Annotated in this window: 17 protein-coding genes; 16 read left to right on the top strand and 1 reads right to left on the bottom strand. The window is 71.7% G+C overall.

From position 1 onward, the window contains the following. The first annotated feature begins 64 nt into the window (after nt 1-64). The 7 genes from gatC to pucL all read left to right on the top strand — a co-directional run bounded on the left by gatC (nt 65) and on the right by pucL (nt 6026). On the top strand, nt 65-361 hold the full coding sequence (gatC, locus tag AC4H2H_RS18915) for an Asp-tRNA(Asn)/Glu-tRNA(Gln) amidotransferase subunit GatC (RefSeq protein ID WP_494372378.1): 297 nt from the start codon (nt 65-67) through the stop codon (nt 359-361). After that, nucleotides 361-1893, top strand: coding sequence for an Asp-tRNA(Asn)/Glu-tRNA(Gln) amidotransferase subunit GatA (gatA, locus tag AC4H2H_RS18910; RefSeq protein WP_494372377.1), 1533 nt, complete (start codon nt 361-363; stop codon nt 1891-1893). The genes gatC and gatA overlap by 1 nt, the downstream gene beginning before the upstream one ends. 4 nt (nt 1894-1897) lie before the next feature. Next, a complete protein-coding gene (gatB, locus tag AC4H2H_RS18905) occupies nt 1898-3415 on the top strand; it encodes an Asp-tRNA(Asn)/Glu-tRNA(Gln) amidotransferase subunit GatB (protein ID WP_494372376.1) in 1518 nt (505 codons plus the stop codon). Between the two features lie 4 nt (nt 3416-3419). After that, entirely contained in the window at nt 3420-4025 is a 606-nt protein-coding gene (locus AC4H2H_RS18900; protein WP_494372375.1) for a GNAT family N-acetyltransferase, read from the top strand. A gap of 195 nt (nt 4026-4220) precedes the next feature. Beyond that, nucleotides 4221-4718 (top strand): 2-oxo-4-hydroxy-4-carboxy-5-ureidoimidazoline decarboxylase, encoded by a 498-nt coding sequence (uraD, locus tag AC4H2H_RS18895; protein WP_494372374.1) that lies wholly within the window; start codon nt 4221-4223, stop codon nt 4716-4718. Next, nucleotides 4715-5083: a hydroxyisourate hydrolase gene (uraH, locus tag AC4H2H_RS18890; protein WP_494372373.1), complete on the top strand. Its 369-nt coding sequence runs from the start codon at nt 4715-4717 to the stop codon at nt 5081-5083. The genes uraD and uraH overlap by 4 nt, the downstream gene beginning before the upstream one ends. A gap of 1 nt (nt 5084) precedes the next feature. After that, on the top strand, nt 5085-6026 hold the full coding sequence (pucL, locus tag AC4H2H_RS18885; RefSeq protein WP_494372372.1) for a factor-independent urate hydroxylase: 942 nt from the start codon (nt 5085-5087) through the stop codon (nt 6024-6026). A gap of 75 nt (nt 6027-6101) precedes the next feature. On the opposite strand, the gene AC4H2H_RS18880 is transcribed toward pucL, so the two are convergent. Further along, nucleotides 6102-6911, bottom strand: coding sequence for an IclR family transcriptional regulator (locus tag AC4H2H_RS18880; RefSeq protein WP_494372371.1), 810 nt, complete (start codon nt 6909-6911; stop codon nt 6102-6104). Nucleotides 6912-7040: 129 nt separating this feature from the next. Here AC4H2H_RS18880 and AC4H2H_RS18875 point away from each other — a divergent pair, with 129 nt between their 5' ends. The 9 genes from AC4H2H_RS18875 (at nt 7041) to allB (ending at nt 19142) form a co-directional block, all read left to right on the top strand. After that, nucleotides 7041-8546 (top strand): NAD-dependent malic enzyme, encoded by a 1506-nt coding sequence (locus tag AC4H2H_RS18875; RefSeq protein WP_494372370.1) that lies wholly within the window; start codon nt 7041-7043, stop codon nt 8544-8546. Between the two features lie 61 nt (nt 8547-8607). Beyond that, nucleotides 8608-10260 (top strand): malate synthase A, encoded by a 1653-nt coding sequence (gene aceB / locus AC4H2H_RS18870; protein WP_494372369.1) that lies wholly within the window; start codon nt 8608-8610, stop codon nt 10258-10260. Between the two features lie 26 nt (nt 10261-10286). Continuing rightward, nucleotides 10287-11594 carry a DUF6986 family protein gene (locus AC4H2H_RS18865; RefSeq protein WP_494372368.1) on the top strand — a complete coding sequence of 436 codons (1308 nt, stop codon included), beginning with the start codon at nt 10287-10289 and terminating at the stop codon, nt 11592-11594. Between the two features lie 75 nt (nt 11595-11669). Further along, nucleotides 11670-12500 carry a bifunctional allantoicase/(S)-ureidoglycine aminohydrolase gene (locus tag AC4H2H_RS18860; RefSeq protein ID WP_494372367.1) on the top strand — a complete coding sequence of 277 codons (831 nt, stop codon included), beginning with the start codon at nt 11670-11672 and terminating at the stop codon, nt 12498-12500. Nucleotides 12501-13048: 548 nt separating this feature from the next. Then, complete coding sequence (locus tag AC4H2H_RS18855) at nt 13049-13621, top strand: Ltp family lipoprotein (RefSeq protein WP_494372366.1); 573 nt, start codon at nt 13049-13051, stop codon at nt 13619-13621. 506 nt (nt 13622-14127) lie between these two features. Then, complete coding sequence (locus AC4H2H_RS18850) at nt 14128-14934, top strand: hydroxypyruvate isomerase family protein (RefSeq protein WP_494372365.1); 807 nt, start codon at nt 14128-14130, stop codon at nt 14932-14934. A 70-nt stretch (nt 14935-15004) separates the two neighbouring features. Continuing rightward, nucleotides 15005-15889, top strand: coding sequence for a 2-hydroxy-3-oxopropionate reductase (locus AC4H2H_RS18845; RefSeq protein WP_494372364.1), 885 nt, complete (start codon nt 15005-15007; stop codon nt 15887-15889). Nucleotides 15890-15930: 41 nt separating this feature from the next. Beyond that, the gene (gene gcl, locus AC4H2H_RS18840) at nt 15931-17706 is read left to right on the top strand and encodes a glyoxylate carboligase (RefSeq protein WP_494372363.1); all 1776 of its coding nucleotides are present in this window, start codon (nt 15931-15933) and stop codon (nt 17704-17706) included. A gap of 77 nt (nt 17707-17783) precedes the next feature. Beyond that, a complete protein-coding gene (gene allB / locus AC4H2H_RS18835) occupies nt 17784-19142 on the top strand; it encodes an allantoinase AllB (protein WP_494372362.1) in 1359 nt (452 codons plus the stop codon). The last annotated feature ends 113 nt before the right edge of the window (nt 19143-19255 follow it).

Raw genomic sequence — 19255 nt, 5'->3', positions numbered from 1 at the left:
TTGTTGCCCTCGTGACCGACCGATGCGGGCTCGCCAGTGCCGGTACCCCACTAGAATGGCCAGCATGTCCACCATCTCTCGTGACGAGGTCGCGCGCGTCGCCGCGCTGGCCCGTATCGATCTGCGACCCGAGGAGCTGGACCGGCTCGCCGGCGAGCTCGACGTGATCGTCGACGCCATCGCCAAGGTCAGCGAGGTCGCGACGCCTGACGTCCCCGCGACGAGCCACCCGCTCCCACTGACGAACGTCTTCCGCGACGACATCCCGCAGCCGGCACTGCCCGTGGCGGACATCCTCGCCGGGGCGCCGTCGGCCGAGGACGGCCGTTTCGCCGTCCCGCAGATCCTCGGGGAGGAATGATGAGCGACGACCTCACGCGGCTGTCCGCCGCAGACCTTGCCGAGCGCCTGCGCTCGGGGGAGGTGACCAGCGTTGAGGCGACGCGGGCTCACCTCGACCGTATCGCCGGTGTCGATGGCGTCGTGAACGCGTTCCTGTACGTGAACACCGACGACGCCCTCGAGACGGCCCGTGCCGTCGATGCGCGTCGCGCCGCGGGCGAAGAGCTGCACCCGCTGGCGGGCGTGCCGATCGCCGTCAAGGACGTCGTCGTGACGCAGGGCATGCCGACGACCGCGGGCTCCAAGATCCTCGAGGGGTGGATCCCGCCGTACGACGCGACGCTGGTCGAGAAGATCCGTGCGGCGGGCCTGCCGATCCTCGGCAAGACGAACATGGACGAGTTCGCCATGGGCTCCTCCACGGAGCACTCCGCCTACGGGAACACGCGCAACCCGTGGGACCTGGACCGGATCCCGGGAGGGTCCGGCGGCGGGTCCGCGGCCGCGGTGGCCGCGTTCGAGGCTCCTCTCGCGATCGGGACGGACACCGGCGGGTCGATCCGCCAGCCCGGCGCCGTCACCGGCACCGTGGGCGTCAAGCCGACGTACGGCGGCGTGTCCCGCTACGGGCTCATCGCGATGGCGTCGTCCCTCGACCAGGCGGGTCCGGTGACGCGCACCGTCCTCGACTCGGCGCTGCTGCACGAGCTGATCGGCGGTCCGGACCGTCGCGACTCGACCTCCATCCCGGAGGCGCTGCCGGCGATCGTCGAGGCCGCGCGCCAGGGAGCGGCGGGCGACCTGAGCGGTGTGCGCGTCGGTGTGGTCAAGGAGCTGAGCGGCGAGGGCTACCAGGAGGGCGTCAGTGCCCGGTTCGCCCAGTCGCTCGACCTGCTGCGGGGCCTGGGCGCGGAGCTCGTCGAGGTCTCCTGCCCCCACTTCGAGTACGCCCTCGGCGCGTACTACCTCATCATGCCGAGCGAGGCGTCGAGCAACCTCGCGAAGTTCGACGGGATGCGCTTCGGCATGCGGGTCGAGCCCGAGGAGGGCCCGGTGACGGCGGAACGTGTCATGGCCGCGACCCGCGGCGCCGGGTTCGGCGACGAGGTCAAGCGTCGCATCATCCTCGGTACCTACGCGCTCTCCGCCGGCTACTACGACGCCTACTACGGCAGCGCGCAAAAGGTCCGCACGCTCATCCAGCGCGACTTCACCGCGGCGTTCGCGCAGGCTGACGTGCTCGTCTCCCCGACGGCACCGACGACCGCGTTCCGCTTCGGCGAGAAGCTCGACGACCCGCTCGCGATGTACCTCAACGACGTCGCGACCATCCCGGCGAACCTCGCCGGCGTGCCGGGCATGTCCGTGCCTGCGGGCCTGTCGGACGACGGGCTGCCCGTCGGCTTCCAGATCCTCGCGCCGGCCAAGGCCGACGACCGCATGTACCGGGTGGGCGCCGCGCTCGAGGCCGCGCTCGAGAGCGCGTGGGGCGGTCCGCTGCTCGACCGCGCGCCGGCGCTGCCCATGGCAACGACCGAGCTGGAGGGCTGAGACCATGGTCGATTCACTGACCGCACGACCTGTCGACCTCGTCGACTACGCCGACGCCACCCGTCGCTACGACCCTGTCATCGGGATCGAGGTGCACGTCGAGCTCGGCACGCTGACCAAGATGTTCTGCTCGGCCGAGGTGAGCTTCGGCGGCGAGCCGAACACCCAGGTCACCCCCGTCTCGCTCGGGCTCCCGGGCGCGCTGCCCGTCGTCAACGGCAAGGCCGTCGAGTACGCGATCCGCATCGGGCTCGCGCTCAACTGCCAGATCGCCGAGACGTGCCGCTTCGCGCGCAAGAACTACTTCTACCCGGACGTCCCGAAGAACTTCCAGACGTCGCAGTACGACGAGCCCATCGCGTACGACGGGTGGATCGACGTCGAGCTCGAGGACGGCACGGTCTTCCGCGTCGAGATCGAGCGCGCGCACATGGAGGAGGACGCCGGCAAGAACACCCACGTCGGCGGCGCCACCGGGCGCATCCACGGCGCGGAGTACTCGCTCGTCGACTACAACCGCGCCGGCATCCCGCTCGTCGAGATCGTCACGCGGCCCATCACGGGCGCGGGGGACCGCGCCCCCGAGGTCGCACGGGCCTACGTGCAGACGCTCCGCGACATCTTCCGCGCCCTGGACGTCTCCGAGGCACGGATGGAGCGCGGCAACGTGCGCGCCGACGTCAACCTCTCGCTGCGACCGACGCCCGACTCCCCGCTCGGCACCCGGACGGAGACGAAGAACGTCAACTCCTTCCGGTCCGTCGAGCGCGCGGTGCGGTACGAGGTCTCGCGACAGGCCGCCGTGCTCGACGCCGGTGGCACCGTGATCCAGGAGACCCGGCACTGGCACGAGGACACCGGGGTCACGACGTCGGGGCGTGTGAAGTCGGACGCCGAGGACTACCGCTACTTCCCGGAGCCCGACCTCGTCCCGGTCGCGCCGCCGCGGGAGTGGGTCGAGGAGATCCGTGCCGGTCTGCCCGAGCTTCCCGTCGCCCGGCGTCGTCGCCTGCAGGGCGAGTGGGGCTACGCGGACGCGGAGATGCGCGACGTCGTGAACGCGGGCGCGATCGACCTCATCGAGGCGACCGTCGCGGCGGGCTCGAGCCCGGCCGGGGCGCGCAAGTGGTGGATGGGCGAGCTGGCGCGACGCGCCAAGCTGGCCGAGCAGGACCTCACCGCGTTTCCCATCACGCCCGCGCAGATCGCCGAGCTCCAAGGGCTCGTCGACGCGGGCCGGATCAACGACAAGCTCGCGCGCCAGGTGCTCGACGGCGTGCTCGCCGGCGAGGGCGACCCGGAGCAGGTCGTGGTCGCGCGGGGCCTCGAGGTCGTGTCCGACGACGGTGCGCTGCTCGCGGCGATCGACGAGGCCCTTGCCGCTCAGCCGGACGTCGTCGAGAAGGTGCGCGGGGGCAACCTCGGGCCTGTCGGCGCGATCATCGGCGCGGTCATGAAGGCGACGCGCGGCCAGGCCGACGCGGCGCGCGTGCGCGAGCTCGTTCTCGAGCGGATCGGCTGACGCCGTGACGCGGGGGCCGGTGCTGCTCGGCGAGATGGTGCGTCTGCGCCCGATCGAGGCGCGGGACGCCGACCGGATGTGGGAGTCCCTCCAGGACCCCGAGTCGAACCGGCTCACGGGCACGACGGCGACGTTCACACGTGGACGGATCGACGAGTGGGCGGCGACGGTCAGCGACCGCCCGGGGCGCTACGACTGGGCGATCACGTCGGGCGCGGTGCGGGACGGCCGGCCGGTCAGCGACGAGATGATCGGCGAGATCGTCCTCAACGACCTCGACGAGGACGCCCGCTCGGCGAACCTGCGTCTCGCCTTGCTGCTGAACTACCGGGGCCGCGGCTACGGGCGCGACGCGATCTTCGAGGTGCTGCGGTTCGCGTTCGAGGGCGCGACCGACGTCGACGGCATCCGGCACGACGGGCCGCGCCTGCACCGGGTGAGCCTCGACGTCCTGAGCATCAACCCGCGCGCGCGGATGCTCTACGAGTCGTTGGGGTTCCGCGAGGAGGGCCGCCTGCGCGACGTCTATCGCGACGGGGACGGCTGGGCGGACGCCACCGTCATGAGCATCCTCGAGGACGAGTTCCGCGCGGGCATCGGCTCGCACTGAGCGGATAGTGACCCGTGTTGGAAGGGCCCGGCAGCGAGAGCTGCCGGGCCCTTCGTCGTGCTGGCGGCGGGGTCGGTTGACATTGGTCGGACGTGCGGCGTACATTCATTAGACGGAAACGAACTTCCGCAATATGGAACACGCTTGGCCGGGACGCCGCTGTCCCGGCACCGACGTCGAGAGGGACGCGCGGCGATGACGCTGGACGAGTTCAACCGGTGGGCCCCGCAGGACGCACGGGCCGCGCTGCTGGCGTGCGCGCACGTCGAGCGGTGGGCCGACGAGGTCGTGGCCGGACGCCCGTACGTGGACGTCGACGCCGCGGCGGACGCCGCGCTCGCCGCGGCCGACCCGTGGACCGACGCCGAGATCGGCTCCGCCCTCGCGCGTCACCCCCGGATCGGGGAGCGCGCCCAGGGCGACGACACGGACGCCGGCATGTCGCGGACCGAGCAGGCGGGCGTCGACACGAACGACGGCGACGTCGCCCGTCGCCTCGCCGAGGGCAACCGCGCGTACGAGGAGAAGTTCGGTCACGTGTTCCTCATCAGGGCCGCAGGTAGGAGCGCCGAGGAGATCCTCGAGCAGCTCACCGAGCGGCTCGGCAACGACGCCGAGACCGAGCGAGCGAACGCGGCCCGCAACCTGCGCGAGATCGCCGCGCTGCGGCTGAGCGGGATGCTGTCAGCATGAGCACCCACGCCAGCCACATCACCACGCACGTACTCGACGCGGCCAGCGGTAGGCCCGCCGAGGGGATCACCGTCCGCCTGGAGGCGGCTCCGGAGATCGCGGACAGGGCGACGGGGCAGGGCTGGTCCCTGGTGGCGTCCTCCCGCACGAGCGACGACGGTCGCGTGCCCGAGCTCGGGCCCAAGACCCTCGTCCCCGGTACGTACCGGCTCGTGTTCGACACGGCCGAGTACTTCGACCGGCGAGACACCGTGTCCTTCTACCCGGAGGTCGTCATCGTCTTCCGGGTGGCGAGCGCTGAGCAGCACTACCACGTCCCCGTCCTGCTCAGCCCGTTCGCCTACTCGACCTATCGAGGGAGCTGACATGAGCGAGACCCTGACCACGACCGAGCAGACGGCCGCCACGCAGAGCGGCGGGGCGATCGTCCTCGGCGACAACCAGTGGGGCAAGGCGGAGGTACGCCTCGTGCGGGTCGACCGTGCGACCCCGCGCCACGAGATCACGGACCTCAACGTCTCCTCGCAGCTGCGGGGCGGGCAGGAGGCCACGCACCGGGAGGGCGACAACTCGAAGTGCGTCGCCACCGACACCCAGAAGAACACGATCTACGCGTTCGCCCGTGACGGCGTCGGCGCGATCGAGGAGTTCGCGATCCGCCTCGGCCGCCACTTCGTCGAGGACTTCGACTGGATCGAGGGCGGGCGCTGGGAGATCGAGCAGTACTCCTGGAACCGCATCGAGACCTCCGAGGGCGAGCACGACCACGCGTTCGTCCGGAACAACACCGAGACGCGTACGACGGTCGTCCAGCGCGACGGCGACGAGGTCTTCGTCGTCTCCGGCCTCACCGATCTCGTCGTCCTCAAGTCGACCGGCTCGGAGTTCCACGGCTTCCCGCGCGACCGGTACACGACCCTCGTGGAGACGAACGACCGCATCCTCGCGACGTCGGTCACGTCGAGGTGGCGCTACACGACCACCGACGTCGACTTCGACGCCGTGTACGCGAAGGTCCGCGCGATCCAGCTCGAGGCGTTCGCGACGACGCACTCGCTCGCCCTGCAGCAGTCGCTGTTCGCGATGGGCAAGGCCGTGCTCGAGGCGGTCCCCGAGATCGCCGAGATCAAGTTCTCGATGCCGAACAAGCACCACTTCCTCGTGGACCTGGCGCCCTTCGGCCTCGACAACCCGAACGAGGTCTTCTACGCCGCGGACCGCCCGTACGGTCTCATCGAGGCGACCGTCCTGCGTGAGGACGTGCCGGCCGAGCCGCGCGCCTGGGCCACCGTCACCGGCTTCTGCTGAGACGACGGCACCATGACGCACGGACGCGCCCTGGCCGACCGCGGAGCAACCGCGGTCCGGCAGGGCGCGTCCGGCTCAGGGCGCCGCGGTGAGGAGCTCGCGGGTCAGCTCGTTCGCGACGCGGTGCAGGACCGGCACGGCCCGGTCGCCGAACTCGTACGTCACGCGAGCCGCGGGGCCCGAGACGGAGAGCGCCGTGGGGGTCGGGGCGTCGGGGACGGCCACCGCGAAGCACCGCACGCCGAGCTCCTGCTCGCCGTCGTCGATCGCGTACCCGCGCTCACGGGTCGCGGCGAGCTCCACGAGGAGCGCGTCCACGTCGGTGATCGACTGGTCCGTCGCGGGGGGCATCCCGACGCGCCCCATGATCTCGCGCACGGTCTGGTCGGGCAGCTGGGCGAGCACCGCCTTGCCGACACCGGTGCAGTGGGTGAACACCCGGCGTCCGACCTCGGTGAACATGCGCATCGAGTGGCTCGACGACGCCTGGGCGACGTACACGGCCATGTCGCGGTCGATCATCGCGAGGTTGGCGGACTCGCCGAGCTCACGGGCGAGCCGCTCGAGGTGCGGGCGCGCGCCGGCGCCGAGCTGGCGGCCCGCCGACTCGCCGAGCCGGATGAGGCGCGGGCCGAGCGTGTACCGGCGCGACGGCGTCTGGCGGACGTAGCCCTGGGCGAGGAGCGTGCGGAGCAGGCGGTGGATCGTCGGCAGCGGCAGGCCCGCGTGCTGGGCGAGCTCGCTCAGGCCCGACTCGCCGCCGAAGTCCGCGAGCAGCTCGAGCAGCTCGATGGCGCGGTCGACGGACTGCACGCCCCCCGCCTGCCGCGCCGGTCGGGCGTCCGTCGGCTCCGCCGGCTCCGTCACCGCCGAGGTCTCGGCCATCACCATCTCCTGTCCACCAGGTGCCGCCCGACGACGGGCCGGCACCTCGCCTGAGAAACGCGGGTCAGTCCGCGGTTCACTTCCGCATCACGGAAGCCACGCATCAGCATACGAGAAGAAGGAACGACCATGACGTCCGAACACCAGGCCGGCGCACCGACGACGCCGAACGCCCCGAACGCCGCGCCGTCGGCGACCAGCCCGAGCTACTCCATCACCCTCCGCGTCGAGGCTCCCAGCGGGCACCGCACGGCGAGCGACCTCGTCGCCGCCGTGAGCGCGACAGGCGCGGCGATCACGGGCGTCGACGTGTCGGAGTCCGGTGCGGACGTCCTCGTCGTCGACATCACGGCCGACACGGTCGACGCCGCGCACGTCGAGCGGATCCGTGACGCGCTCGGCGCGCTCGACGGCATCGTCGTGCGCCACGTGAGCGACGCGACGTTCCTCATGCACCTCGGCGGCAAGCTCGAGGTCAACCCCAAGGTGCCGCTGCGCCACCGTGCCGACCTGGCCCGCGCCTACACGCCGGGCGTCGCGCGCGTGTGCCTCGCGATCGCCGAGCGGCCCGAGGACGCCCGGCGCCTCACGGTGAAGCGCAACACGGTCGCCGTCGTCACCGACGGCACCGCCGTGCTCGGCCTGGGCGACATCGGCCCGGCCGCCGCGCTCCCGGTCATGGAGGGCAAGGCTGCGCTGTTCAAGCAGTTCGCCGGGGTCGACGCGTGGCCCGTGTGCCTCGACACCACGGACACCGAGGAGATCATCCGCACGGTCAAGGCGATCGCGCCCGTGTACGGCGGCATCAACCTCGAGGACATCTCCGCGCCCCGCTGCTTCGAGATCGAGCGCCGCCTGCGCGACGAGCTCGACATCCCCGTCTTCCACGACGACCAGCACGGCACGGCGATCGTCGTCCTCGCGGCGCTGACCAACGCGCTGCGCGTCGTCGACAAGACGATCGAGGACGTGCGCATCGCCGTCTCGGGCGTCGGCGCCGCCGGGTCCGCGATCATCTCGCTGCTCCAGGGTCAGGGTGCGCGGCACATCGTCGCGTTCGACCGCCACGGCGCGATCCACGCCGGCGCGAACCTCACCGACGAGCACCGTCGTCGCCTCGCGGAGACGACGAACGCCGACGGCTTCACCGGGACGCTGCGCGAGGGGCTCGCCGGCGCGGACGTCTTCATCGGGGTGTCCGGTCCTCACCTCCTTACGGGCGACGACATCGCCACGATGGCCGACGACGCGATCGTGTTCGCGCTCGCCAACCCGACGCCGGAGGTCGACCCGATCGCCGCGGCGCAGCACGCGACCGTCGTCGCGACCGGCCGCAGCGACTTCCCGAACCAGATCAACAACGTGCTCGCGTTCCCGGGCCTCTTCCGCGGCCTCCTGGACGTCGGCGCGAGCGAGATCACCGACGAGATGCTGCGCGTCGCGGCCGTCGCGATCGCGGACGCGGTCGAGCCGGGCGAGCTCAGCGCGAGCTACATCGTGCCGAGCGTGTTCGAGCCGGCCGTCGCGCCCGCGGTGGCCCGCGCCGTCGCCGGGGTCGCGGAGCGCGGCCGGACGGAGCAGGCTCGGGAGAGCACGGCACCCGGGCACCACGCCGGCTCCGCGCAGCGGGCCTGACGGTCCTGTCAGCAGACCACGCCACCGCGCCCGGCAGCCCGCCCGCAGAAAGGACAGCACCATGACCACCACCACGGCCGTCACCGTCCACGGACCCGCCGTCGAGCGGTCCGACGAGATCCTCACGCCGGAGGCCCTCGACTTCGTCGCCGACCTCCAGCGGCGCTTCGGCGTCCGCCGCGACGAGCTCCTCGCCGCGCGCGCGGCACGCCGCGAGGAGGTCGCCCGGACGGGCCGCCTCGACTTCCTGCCCGAGACCGCCGACGTGCGAGCGGGCGACTGGACGGTCGCGGGCGCCCCGGCGGACCTCGTCGACCGCCGCGTCGAGATCACCGGCCCCCCGACGCCCAAGATGGCGATCAACGCCCTCAACTCGGGCGCGAAGGTGTGGCTCGCGGACCTCGAGGACGCGTCGACGCCGCACTGGAGCAACGTCGTCGGCGGCCAGGTGGCGCTGCACGACGCGACGCGCCGCACGCTCGCGTTCGCGTCGCCCGAGGGCAAGCAGTACGCGCTGCGCCCAGAGACAGCCGGCGACCCGCTCGCCGTCATGGTCGTCCGGCCGCGCGGCTGGCACTTCGACGAGGTGCACCTGACGGTGGACGGGACGCCTGCCGTCGGCGCGCTCGTCGACTTCGGCCTGCACGTCTTCCACAACGCGGCCGAGCTCCTCGCGCGGGGGTCCGGGCCGTACTACTACCTGCCGAAGATGGAGTCGCACCTCGAGGCGCGCCTGTGGGACGAGGTCTTCTCGCACGCCGAGGAGTCGCTCGGCATCCCGCACGGGACGATCCGCGCGACCGTCCTCATCGAGACCATCCCGGCCGCGTTCGAGATGGACGAGATCCTCTACGAGCTGCGTGACCACGCGTCGGGCCTCAACGCGGGGCGCTGGGACTACCTGTTCTCGATGATCAAGTACTTCCGCGACTCCGGTCCGTCGTTCACGCTCCCGGACCGTGGGGCGATCACGATGACCGCGCCGTTCATGCGCGCGTACACCGAGCTCCTCGTCTCGACGTGCCACAGGCGCGGCGCGTTCGCGATGGGCGGCATGGCCGCCGTCATCCCGAACCGCCGCGAGCCCGAGGTCACGGCGCAGGCGTTCGAGAAGGTGCGCGCCGACAAGCAGCGCGAGGCGGGCGACGGGTTCGACGGGTCGTGGGTCGCGCACCCCGACCTCGTGCCCGTGTGCCGCGAGGTCTTCGACGGCGTGCTCGGCGAGCGGCCGAACCAGCTCGACCGGCAGCGCCCCGAGGTCCACGTGACGGCCGAACTGCTCCTCGAGGTGTCGTCCGCGCAGGGCGACGTCACCGAGGTGGGGCTGCGCAACAACCTCTACGTGTCCGTCGCGTACGTCGCGGCCTGGCTCGACGGCAACGGCGCGGTGGCGATCCACAACCTCATGGAGGACGCCGCGACGGCGGAGATCTCCCGCTCGCAGGTGTGGCAGTGGGTGCGCTCGGGCGCGTCGTTCACCGCGGGCGAGGGCGCCGGCACGGCGATCACGGCCGACCTGGTCCGCACGCTCCTGCGCGAGGAGACCGCCCGGCTGCGCGACGACGTCGGGCACGAGGCGTACGACGCCGGTCCCTACGACCGTGCCGCAGCGCTCGTCGAGGACATCGCGCTGAACGAGCACTACGTCGACTTCCTCACGCTCCCGGCCTACGAGGACGTCGTCGCGCACGAGTCGACGGGAGGCGCGTCCTGATGCCGGCCGGGTTCCGAGAAGAGGGCGTGGCCGCGCTGCATGCGACCCTCGACGGCCTGCTCGCGCCGTGGGACGCTGAGCTCGAGGCGCGCTACCCCGGCGACGACGGCTCGCGCCAGCCCGTGCACACGGTCTACGTGCCGGGAGACCGGTACACCGCGGGCCTCGTTCCCGAGTGGGCGGCGCGGGCGCGCGAGGCGGTCGAGACGGCGGGCGGTGCGCGCCGGCTGGTCGACCTCCTCGCGATCGGGTCGGGGACCGGCGACGGGCTCGCCGACGCCGTCGCCGAGCGCGTGCGCGCCAAGCTCGCGGTCGAGGCGATCGAGGACCTGCGCATCGACTTCGAGGACGGGTTCGGCGACCGCGGGGACGCGGCCGAGGACGCCGCGGTTGTCACGGCAGCCCGCGAGCTCGCGCAGGCCGAGGCGCAGGGGACCGCGACACCGTTCAGCGGGATCCGGATCAAGTGCCTCGAGGAGGCGACCCGACGGCGTGGCGTGCGCACGCTCGCGCTCTTCGTCGCCGAGCTCGTCGAGGCGCGCGGCTTGCTCGTCCAGGAGCAGGGGGCGGCCGGCTTGCCCGACGGCTTCGTCGTGACGCTCGCCAAGGTCACCGCGCCGCAGCAGGTCGAGGCGATGGCGCTCGCGTGCGAGCGCGTCGAGGAGGCGACCGGCCTGGAACCGGGGAGCCTGCGGTTCGAGGTGCAGGTCGAGACGCCGCAGTCCGTGCTCGCGGCGGACGGCACCGCGACCGTCGCACGGCTCGTGCACGCCGCCCCCGGCCGCGTGACCGCGCTGCACTACGGCACGTACGACTACTCGGCGTCGCTCGGTATCGCCGCGGCGTACCAGTCGATGGAGCACCCGGCGGCGGACCACGCGAAGTCCGTCATGCAGCTCGCCGTCGCGGGCACTGGCGTGCGGCTGTCGGACGGTTCGACGAACGTGCTGCCCGTCGGCGACCCGGAGGCCGTCGACGCGGCGTGGCGGCTGCACGGGCGGCTCGTGCGCCGCTCGCTCGAGCGCGGCTACTACCAGGGCTGGGACCTGCACCCCGCGCAGCTCCCGAGCCGGTTCGCGGCGACCTACGTGTTCTACCGCGAGGGGGCGGCCTCCGCGCTCGCACGCCTCGCGGCCTACGTGGGGTTCGTGCCCGACGGCGGCGGCGTCCTCGACGAGCCGGCCACGGCCAAGGCGATGGCCTGGTTCCTCGGACGCGGCGTCGACTGCGGCGCGCTCACGGAGGCCGAGGTCCGCGCCGCGACCGGCCTCGACAGGGCCGGTCTCGATGCCGTGCGCGTCTCGGGCCACGCCCCGCAGCCGGTCGCGGGCTGACGCCTCACCGAGTCTCCTTTCCCTGCCGGGTACCGACCGCCGTCGACCCGGCCCATCACCTCGAGGAGTGAACCCATGACCCAGACCACCCCCTACTACACCCCGCAGGGTGGCCTGCCCGGCCAGACCGAGCTGCTCACCGACCGCGCGATCGTCACCGAGGCGTACACGGTGATCCCGCGCGGCGTGCTGCGTGACATCGTCACGAGCAACCTGCCCGGCTGGGACAAGACCCGGCTGTGGGTGCTCGCCCGGCCGATCGAGGGGTTCGCGACGACGTTCGCCCAGTACGTCATGGAGGTCTCGCCCGGCGGCGGCACCGACCAGGGCGAGGACGAGGAGACGGTGCAGTCCGTCGTCTTCGTCACCGAGGGCACGCTCGTGCTCACCCTCGCGGGCGTCGAGCACGTGCTCGAGCCGGGCGGATACGCCTACCTCGCGGCGGGGGAGCGGTGGGCGCTGCACAACCGCTCCGACGCGAAGGCCGCGTTCCAGTGGGTCCGCAAGGTGTACGAGCCGCTCCCGGGCCACACCGCGACGTCGTTCGTCACGCGCGAGCAGGACGTCGAGCCGCGCGCGATGCCCGACACCGACGGCGTCTGGAAGACGACGCGGTTCGTCGACCCCGACGACCTCGCGCACGACATGCACGTCAACATCGTGACGTTCCAGCCGGGCGGGACGATCCCCTTCGCGGAGACGCACATCATGGAGCACGGCCTGTACGTGCTCGAGGGCAAGGCTGTCTACCGGCTCAACGGCGACTGGGTCGAGGTCCAGGAGGGCGACTTCATGTGGCTGCGGGCGTTCTGCCCGCAGGCCTGCTACGCGGGCGGCCCGAAGCCGTTCCGCTACCTGCTCTACAAGGACGTGAACCGGCAGGTCAAGCTCGACCGCCGTCGCTGACGTCAGCTGTGAGCAGCAGGGTCCGGTTCTGCGTCTGGAACCGGACCCTTCTCATGTCTGCGGCACCAGATGATGGTGCCTTGCCGGGAATCGGCTCACGCGCCCGCGACGGACAGCAAAGAGGCGAAGAAGCACTGGATTGGGCGATTTCTCCATCGCGGGAAGGTCGATTTCACCCATTGAGAAGCAGATTCGCGCACCCTTTCGATATCCGACAGTCGCACGACGATGCAGACTGATGAGCACCGCTTCCTCACTTCTGCAATGGAGTGCACATGGCCCCGCGATTCAACCCTCCGCCGAACTGGCCGCCTCCGCCCGCTGGGTGGACGCCTCCTCCAGGCTGGACTCCGGATCCGTCGTGGGGGCCGCCACCGCCGGGTTGGCAGCTCTGGCTCGAAGATCTGGGTGGCTCGCCACAACCGCCTGGCCATACCTCTGGTTCATCGGACAACGCCCCGGCCGCCGTCGGCGCGGCAGAAGGAGACCCGACCACTCGATCGTGGTTCGCGCGTCACAAGCTCCTTGTTGGAGGCGGGGGTTTCCTGGTGCTGCTCGCCATCCTCATCGCGGCGTTGAACGGTGGGGGTGATGACCGCGTCACGCCGGTCTCCGCCATCACCAGCGCACCGGATGCGCAAGAGAGTGAGAAGACAGCGGAGCAGAGCGCGGCCGCTGAGCAGGCGGAGGCAGAGCGCCTCGCCGAGGAGGAGGCGGCGGCAGCGGCAAAGGTCGAGGAGGAGAGGCTGGCGGAAGAACAGCGGCTCGCGGAAGAGGCCGCCGCCGCCGAGGCGGCCGCCGCAGAAGCGGCACGCGTCGGTACCGTCGCGCAGCAGAACGCCTACCAGTCGGCCGTCAACTACCTCGACTACACGGCCTTCTCGCGTTCGGGTCTCGTCGGTCAGCTAGAGTTCGAGGGCTACAGCGCCGCCGATGCCGAGTTTGCTCTCGCCCGTCTCGAGGCCGAGGGTGGCGTCGACTGGAACGCGCAGGCAGCTGCAAAGGCGGCGAGCTACCTCGACTACACCTCATTCTCTCGTTCCGGGTTGATCGACCAGCTTCTCTTCGAAGGATTTACACCGGAACAGGCGGAGTACGGCGTGAGCACGACGGGCCTGTAGCGCGTCGACCCGTCTGTGCGAGACGGGGGGCATACCTCACGGTCTCGTGAGCGGACTCGCCGGTGATCGCGGGGTGACGTCCTCGCGGTTCCAGTCCTTGGCCGATGCACAGCGCGAGCACATCGAACCCGTGGTTGCCGTTCGAACGGCGGCCGTCGTGGTCAGCCGTTCGACGACAACCGGCGCGTGGTCGAGGAGCTCGCCGTGTCGGTGCGGGACCAGGTTCCTTGGCGCGCCCGGGGATCAGCGACGCGCGCAGTTCCAGAGCGCAGCTCGTCGCATGCTCGATGGGCGACCGCCCTGCGTGGGGCGCAACGTCGTTGGCCGGCGAGCGAAGCCGGTTCAGGACGATGTGCCCTCCTCCGCCGCGAGTGACCCCGCGCGTGTGCCCTGGGTGTTGACGCTCGTCGCCGTGCATGCCTACACTTCCATACAGCAGAAGATAATTTCCGCAGAATGGAATCGCGATGCAGCGAACTGTGGAGTCCGAGACCAGGGAGACGACGATGAGCCCCGCACCGACGTACACCGTCAACTGCTCGATCCTGCTCACGGACCTGCCGCTGCTCGAGCGGCCGGCTACCGCCGCGGCCGCGGGCTTCCGCGGCGTCGAGTTCTGGTGGCCGTTCGCGTCGCCCACGCCTGCCCAGGACGAGGTCGACGCGTTCGTCGGCGCCGTCGAGTCCGCCGGGGTGCAGCTCACCGGCCTCAACTTCGACGCCGGCAACATGCCCGGCGGCGACCGCGGGCTCGTGTCGTGGCCCGCGCGGTCGGCCGACCTGCGCGCCAACCTCGACGTCGTCACGACGATCGGCGAACGCACCGGGTGCCGCGCGTTCAACGCGCTCTACGGCAACCGCCAGGAGGGTGAGACGCCGGAGGCGCAGGACGAGCTCGGCGCGGAGAACCTCGCGCTCGCGGCGCGCGCCGTCGGGCGCATCGGCGGGACGGTGCTCGTCGAGCCCGTCAGCGGGGCGCCCGCGTACCCGCTGAGGACCGCCGCCGACGCGGTGCGCGCGATCGACCGCGTCGCGACCGAGCACGGCGAGACGAACCTCGGCCTGCTGTTTGACGTCTACCACCTTTCCGTCAACGGCGACGACGTCGACGCGGCGCTCTCGACCTACCGCGGCCGCGTCGCGCACGTGCAGATCGCGGACGCGCCCGGGCGCGGCGAGCCCGGCACGGGCGACCTGCCCATCGACCGCTGGACCAAGGACCTGCGCGCCGGCGGCTACGACGGCTGGATCGGCCTCGAGTACAAGACCGACGCCGCCGACCCGTTCGCGTGGCTCCCGGCCGCCGAGCGCTGACGCACCTGCCCGGCCGACCGCCGTCGGCCACCCCGTGAACGTCCCGACCAACGACCCTGAGGAGCACACCATGGCCTCCATCGCCTTCATCGGACTCGGCATCATGGGCAGCCCCATGGCCGTCCACCTGCAGAACGCCGGTCACGACGTCGCGGGCTACAACCGCAGTCCCGAGAAGACCCAACCCCTCGTCGAGGCGGGCGGGCGCGCGGCCTCCTCGGTCGCCGACGCCGTCTCGGGTGCCGACGTCGTCGCGATCATGGTCCCCGACTCGCCCGACGTCGAGGCCGTCCTCACCGGCGACGACGGCGTCCTCGCGAACGCGAAGCCGGGCGCGCTCGTCGTCGACTTCTCGTCCATCCGCCCCGACGTCACCGTCGCGCTCGCGAAGCAGGCCACCGAGGCCGGGCTGCGCATCGTCGACGCCCCCGTCTCGGGTGGCGAGCCGGGCGCCATCAACGCCGCGCTTTCCATCATGGTCGGCGGCACCCCGGAGGACTTCGAGGCGGCCAGGCCGTTCCTCGACGTCGTCGGCAAGACCGTCGTGCACGTGGGCCCGAACGGCTCCGGTCAGACCGTCAAGGCCGCGAACCAGCTCATCGTCGCCGTGAACATCCAGGCGCTCGCCGAGGCGATCGCCTTTCTCGAGGCGTACGGCGTCGACACCGACGCGGCGATCGAGGTGCTCGGCGGCGGGCTCGCGGGGTCGGCCGTCCTGGACCAGAAGGCGCGCAAGATGCTCGACCGCGACTTTGCCCCCGGATTCCGCATCGAGCTCCACCACAAGGACCTCGGCATCGTGACGTCGGCGGCCCGCGAGGCCGGCGTCGTCGCCCCGCTCGGCGGCCTCGTCGCCCAGCTCATGGCCTCCGCCCGCGTCAACGGCGACGGCGGCCTCGACCACTCCGGCCTGTTCCGCGGCGTCGAGCGCCTGTCCGGCCGCTCCGACTCCTGACCTTCCCTGACGACGACGTCACTCCAGCAAGGAGAGAAACCATGCCTCGTATGCGTGCGGTGGACGCCGCTGTCGCGATCCTCGAGATCGAGGGCGCGACCCAGGCCTTCGGCCTGCCCGGTGCCGCCATCAACCCGTTCTACTCCGCGATGCGTGCCCACGGCGGCATCGGTCACGTGCTCGCCCGCCACGTCGAGGGCGCGTCGCACATGGCTGACGGCTACTCCCGGGCCAAGCCCGGCAACATCGGCATCTGCATCGGCACGTCGGGCCCCGCGGGCACCGACATGATCACCGGCCTCTACGCCGCGTGGGCCGACTCGGTCCCGATCCTGTGCATCACGGGCCAGGCGCCGGTCGCCAAGCTCGACAAGGAGGACTTCCAGGCCGTCGACATCGCGAGCATCGCCGCCCCGGTGACGAAGATGGCCAAGACGGTCCTCGAGGCGGGCCAGGTGCCGCAGGTCTTCCAGCAGGCGTTCCACCTCATGCGCTCGGGCCGCCCAGGCCCCGTCCTCATCGACCTGCCGATCGACGTGCAGATGGCCGAGATCGAGTTCGACCCGGCCACGTACCAGCCGCTGCCCGTGCACCGCCCGACGGCGACGCGCGCGCAGGCCGAGAAGGCGATCGACCTGCTGCTCGCGGCCGAGCGTCCCCTGCTCATCGCGGGCGGCGGTATCGTCAACGCCGGTGGCGAGGACCTGCTCGTCGAGCTCGCCGAGACGCTGGGCGTCCCGGTGATCCCGACGCTCATGGGCTGGGGCGTCATCCCCGACGACCACGCGCTCATGGCCGGCATGGCCGGGCTGCAGACGTCGCACCGGTACGGCAACGCGAACCTGCTCGCCTCCGACTTCGTGCTCGGCATCGGCAACCGCTGGGCCAACCGCCACACGGGCGGTCTCGACACGTACCGCGCGGGCCGCACGTTCGTGCACGTGGACATCGAGCCGACGCAGATCGGGCGCGTGTTCGCGCCCGACTACGGCGTCGTCTCCGACGCGAGGGCCGCGCTCGAGCTGTTCGTCGAGGTCGCGCGCGAGCGTCGCGACGCCGGGCAGGCGCGCGACTACTCCGGCTGGGCCGCCGAGTGCGCGGAGCGCAAGCGCACGCTGCAGCGCAAGACGCACTTCACCGAGGCGCCCATCAAGCCGCAGCGCGTGTACGAGGAGATGAACAAGGCTTTCGGCCCCGAGACGCGCTACGTCACGACGATCGGCCTGTCGCAGATCGCCGGCGCGCAGTTCCTCCACGTGTACAAGTCGCGGCACTGGATCAACGCCGGCCAGGCCGGCCCGCTCGGCTGGACCGGCCCGGCGGCGCTCGGCGTCGCGAAGGCGGTGCCGGACGAGCCCGTGGTCGCGCTGTCGGGCGACTACGACTTCCAGTTCATGATCGAAGAGCTCGCCGTCGGCGCGCAGTTCAACCTGCCGTACGTGCACGTCGTGGTGAACAACTCCTACCTCGGCCTGATCCGGCAGTCGCAGCGGGCGTTCGACATGGACTACCACGTGCAGCTCTCGTTCGAGAACATCAACTCGCCCGAGGTGAACGGCTACGGCGTGGACCACGTCAAGGTCGCCGAGGGGCTGGGCTGCAAGGCGATCCGGGTCACCGACCCGGACGAGCTGGGCGAGGCGTTCGCCAAGGCGCAGGGCATGGCGGCCGAGTTCCGCGTGCCGGTCGTCGTCGAGGTGATCCTCGAGCGGGTGACGAACATCGCGATGGGCGCCGAGCTCAGCGGCGTCAACGAGTTCGAGGACCTCGCGATCTCGGCCGACGACGCGCCGACCGCGATCGCGCTGCTCGACTGAGCGTCTGCCCGCCGAGGTAGAACCCTGGTACCGCGAGGTAGAACCCTGGTAGCACGTCTGGAGCGAAGGAGGCTGGGATGAGCACGACGGTCCCGCAGGACCACGAGTACGACCTCGTCGTGCGCGGCGAGCGCGTGCTCGTCGCGTCCGGCGAGCAGCCGCGCGAGGTGGGGGTCAGCGGGGGAGTGGTGCGCGCGATCGAGCCGCTCGGCGCGGGTCTCGACGCCGCACGCGTCGTCGAGCTCGAGCCGCACCAGGTGCTGATCCCCGGGCTCGTCGACACGCACGTGCACGTCAACGAGCCGGGGCGCACCGAGTGGGAGGGCTTCGCGTCCGCGACGCGGGCCGCCGCCGCGGGCGGCGTGACGACGATCGTCGACATGCCGCTCAACTCCATCCCGCCGACCGTCTCCGTCGAGGCGCTCGAGACGAAGCAGAAGGTCGCGCGCGACCAGGCGTTCGTCGACGTCGGGTTCTGGGGCGGGGCCGTGCCCGGCAACGCCGACGAGCTGCGTCCCTTGTGGGACGCGGGCGTGTTCGGGTTCAAGTGCTTCCTGCTGCACTCGGGCGTCGAGGAGTTCGGCTACCTCGAGCCCGACGAGCTCGAGGACGACCTGCGCGTCCTCGCCGACTTCGACGGGCTCATGCTCGTGCACGCCGAGGACTCCCGGGCGATCGACCGGGCCCCCAAGCCGCACGGCGACCACTACGACGTCTTTCTCGCGTCACGCCCGCGCGGCGCCGAGAACGTCGCGATCGCCGCGGTCATCGAGACCGCGCGCTGGACCGGTGCGCGCGCGCACGTGCTGCACCTGTCGAGCTCCGACGCGCTGCCCATGATCCGCAGCGCCAAGCGCGAGGGCGTGCGGCTCACGGTCGAGACGTGCCCGCACTACCTGGCGCTCGCGGCCGAGGAGATCCCCGACGGCGCGACGCAGTTCAAGTGCTGCCCGCCGATCCGCGAGATCGACAACCGCGAGCTGCTCTGGGAAGGCCTCGTCGACGGCACGATCGACTGCATCGTCTCCGACCACTCGCCGAGCACCCTCGACCTCAAGGAACTGGACACGGGCGACTTCGGGACGGCGTGGGGCGGGGTGTCCTCGCTCCAGCTCGGCCTCGCGATCGTGTGGACCGAGGCGCGGACCCGCGGCATCCCGTTCGCCCGCGTCGTCGAGTGGATGTCGACGCGGCCCGCCGGCATCGCGGGGCTGCAGCGCAAGGGCGAGATCCGGCTCGGGAACGACGCGGACCTGGCGGTCGTCGAGCCCGACACGGCGTTCGTCGTCGACCCGTTGGCCCTGCACCACAAGAACCCCATCACGCCGTACGCCGACCGGGCGCTGTCGGGCGCCGTCGTCGCGACGTACCTGCGCGGCGAGGAGATCACCTTCGACCGCCCGACGGGCCGCCTCCTCGCGCGCGGCGACGCCTGACGCGCCCTGGCGCGGGTCCCGCTGGTGGGGACCCGCGCCGAGTCTGGTACGCCGAGGTAGAGCCCTGGTACGCCGAGGTAGAGCCCTGGTACGCCGAGGTAGAACCCTGGTAC

The organism is Cellulosimicrobium sp. BMG9.22 (assembly GCF_059159975.1).
The sequence above is the reverse complement of the archived record's forward strand: the minus strand, read 5'-3'. Positions and strand labels throughout refer to the sequence as shown.

What these genes read in the sequence shown, in the direction of transcription:
- gatC (WP_494372378.1), top strand. Translation starts at nt 65, where the DNA reads ATGTCCACCATCTCTCGTGACGAGGTCGCGCGCGTCGCCGCGCTGGCC.
- gatA (WP_494372377.1), top strand. Translation starts at nt 361, where the DNA reads ATGAGCGACGACCTCACGCGGCTGTCCGCCGCAGACCTTGCCGAGCGC.
- gatB (WP_494372376.1), top strand. Translation starts at nt 1,898, where the DNA reads ATGGTCGATTCACTGACCGCACGACCTGTCGACCTCGTCGACTACGCC.
- uraD (WP_494372374.1), top strand. Translation starts at nt 4,221, where the DNA reads ATGACGCTGGACGAGTTCAACCGGTGGGCCCCGCAGGACGCACGGGCC.
- uraH (WP_494372373.1), top strand. Translation starts at nt 4,715, where the DNA reads ATGAGCACCCACGCCAGCCACATCACCACGCACGTACTCGACGCGGCC.
- pucL (WP_494372372.1), top strand. Translation starts at nt 5,085, where the DNA reads ATGAGCGAGACCCTGACCACGACCGAGCAGACGGCCGCCACGCAGAGC.
- AC4H2H_RS18880 (WP_494372371.1), bottom strand. Translation starts at nt 6,911, where the DNA reads ATGGCCGAGACCTCGGCGGTGACGGAGCCGGCGGAGCCGACGGACGCC.
- AC4H2H_RS18875 (WP_494372370.1), top strand. Translation starts at nt 7,041, where the DNA reads ATGACGTCCGAACACCAGGCCGGCGCACCGACGACGCCGAACGCCCCG.
- aceB (WP_494372369.1), top strand. Translation starts at nt 8,608, where the DNA reads ATGACCACCACCACGGCCGTCACCGTCCACGGACCCGCCGTCGAGCGG.
- AC4H2H_RS18860 (WP_494372367.1), top strand. Translation starts at nt 11,670, where the DNA reads ATGACCCAGACCACCCCCTACTACACCCCGCAGGGTGGCCTGCCCGGC.
- AC4H2H_RS18850 (WP_494372365.1), top strand. Translation starts at nt 14,128, where the DNA reads ATGAGCCCCGCACCGACGTACACCGTCAACTGCTCGATCCTGCTCACG.
- AC4H2H_RS18845 (WP_494372364.1), top strand. Translation starts at nt 15,005, where the DNA reads ATGGCCTCCATCGCCTTCATCGGACTCGGCATCATGGGCAGCCCCATG.
- gcl (WP_494372363.1), top strand. Translation starts at nt 15,931, where the DNA reads ATGCCTCGTATGCGTGCGGTGGACGCCGCTGTCGCGATCCTCGAGATC.
- allB (WP_494372362.1), top strand. Translation starts at nt 17,784, where the DNA reads ATGAGCACGACGGTCCCGCAGGACCACGAGTACGACCTCGTCGTGCGC.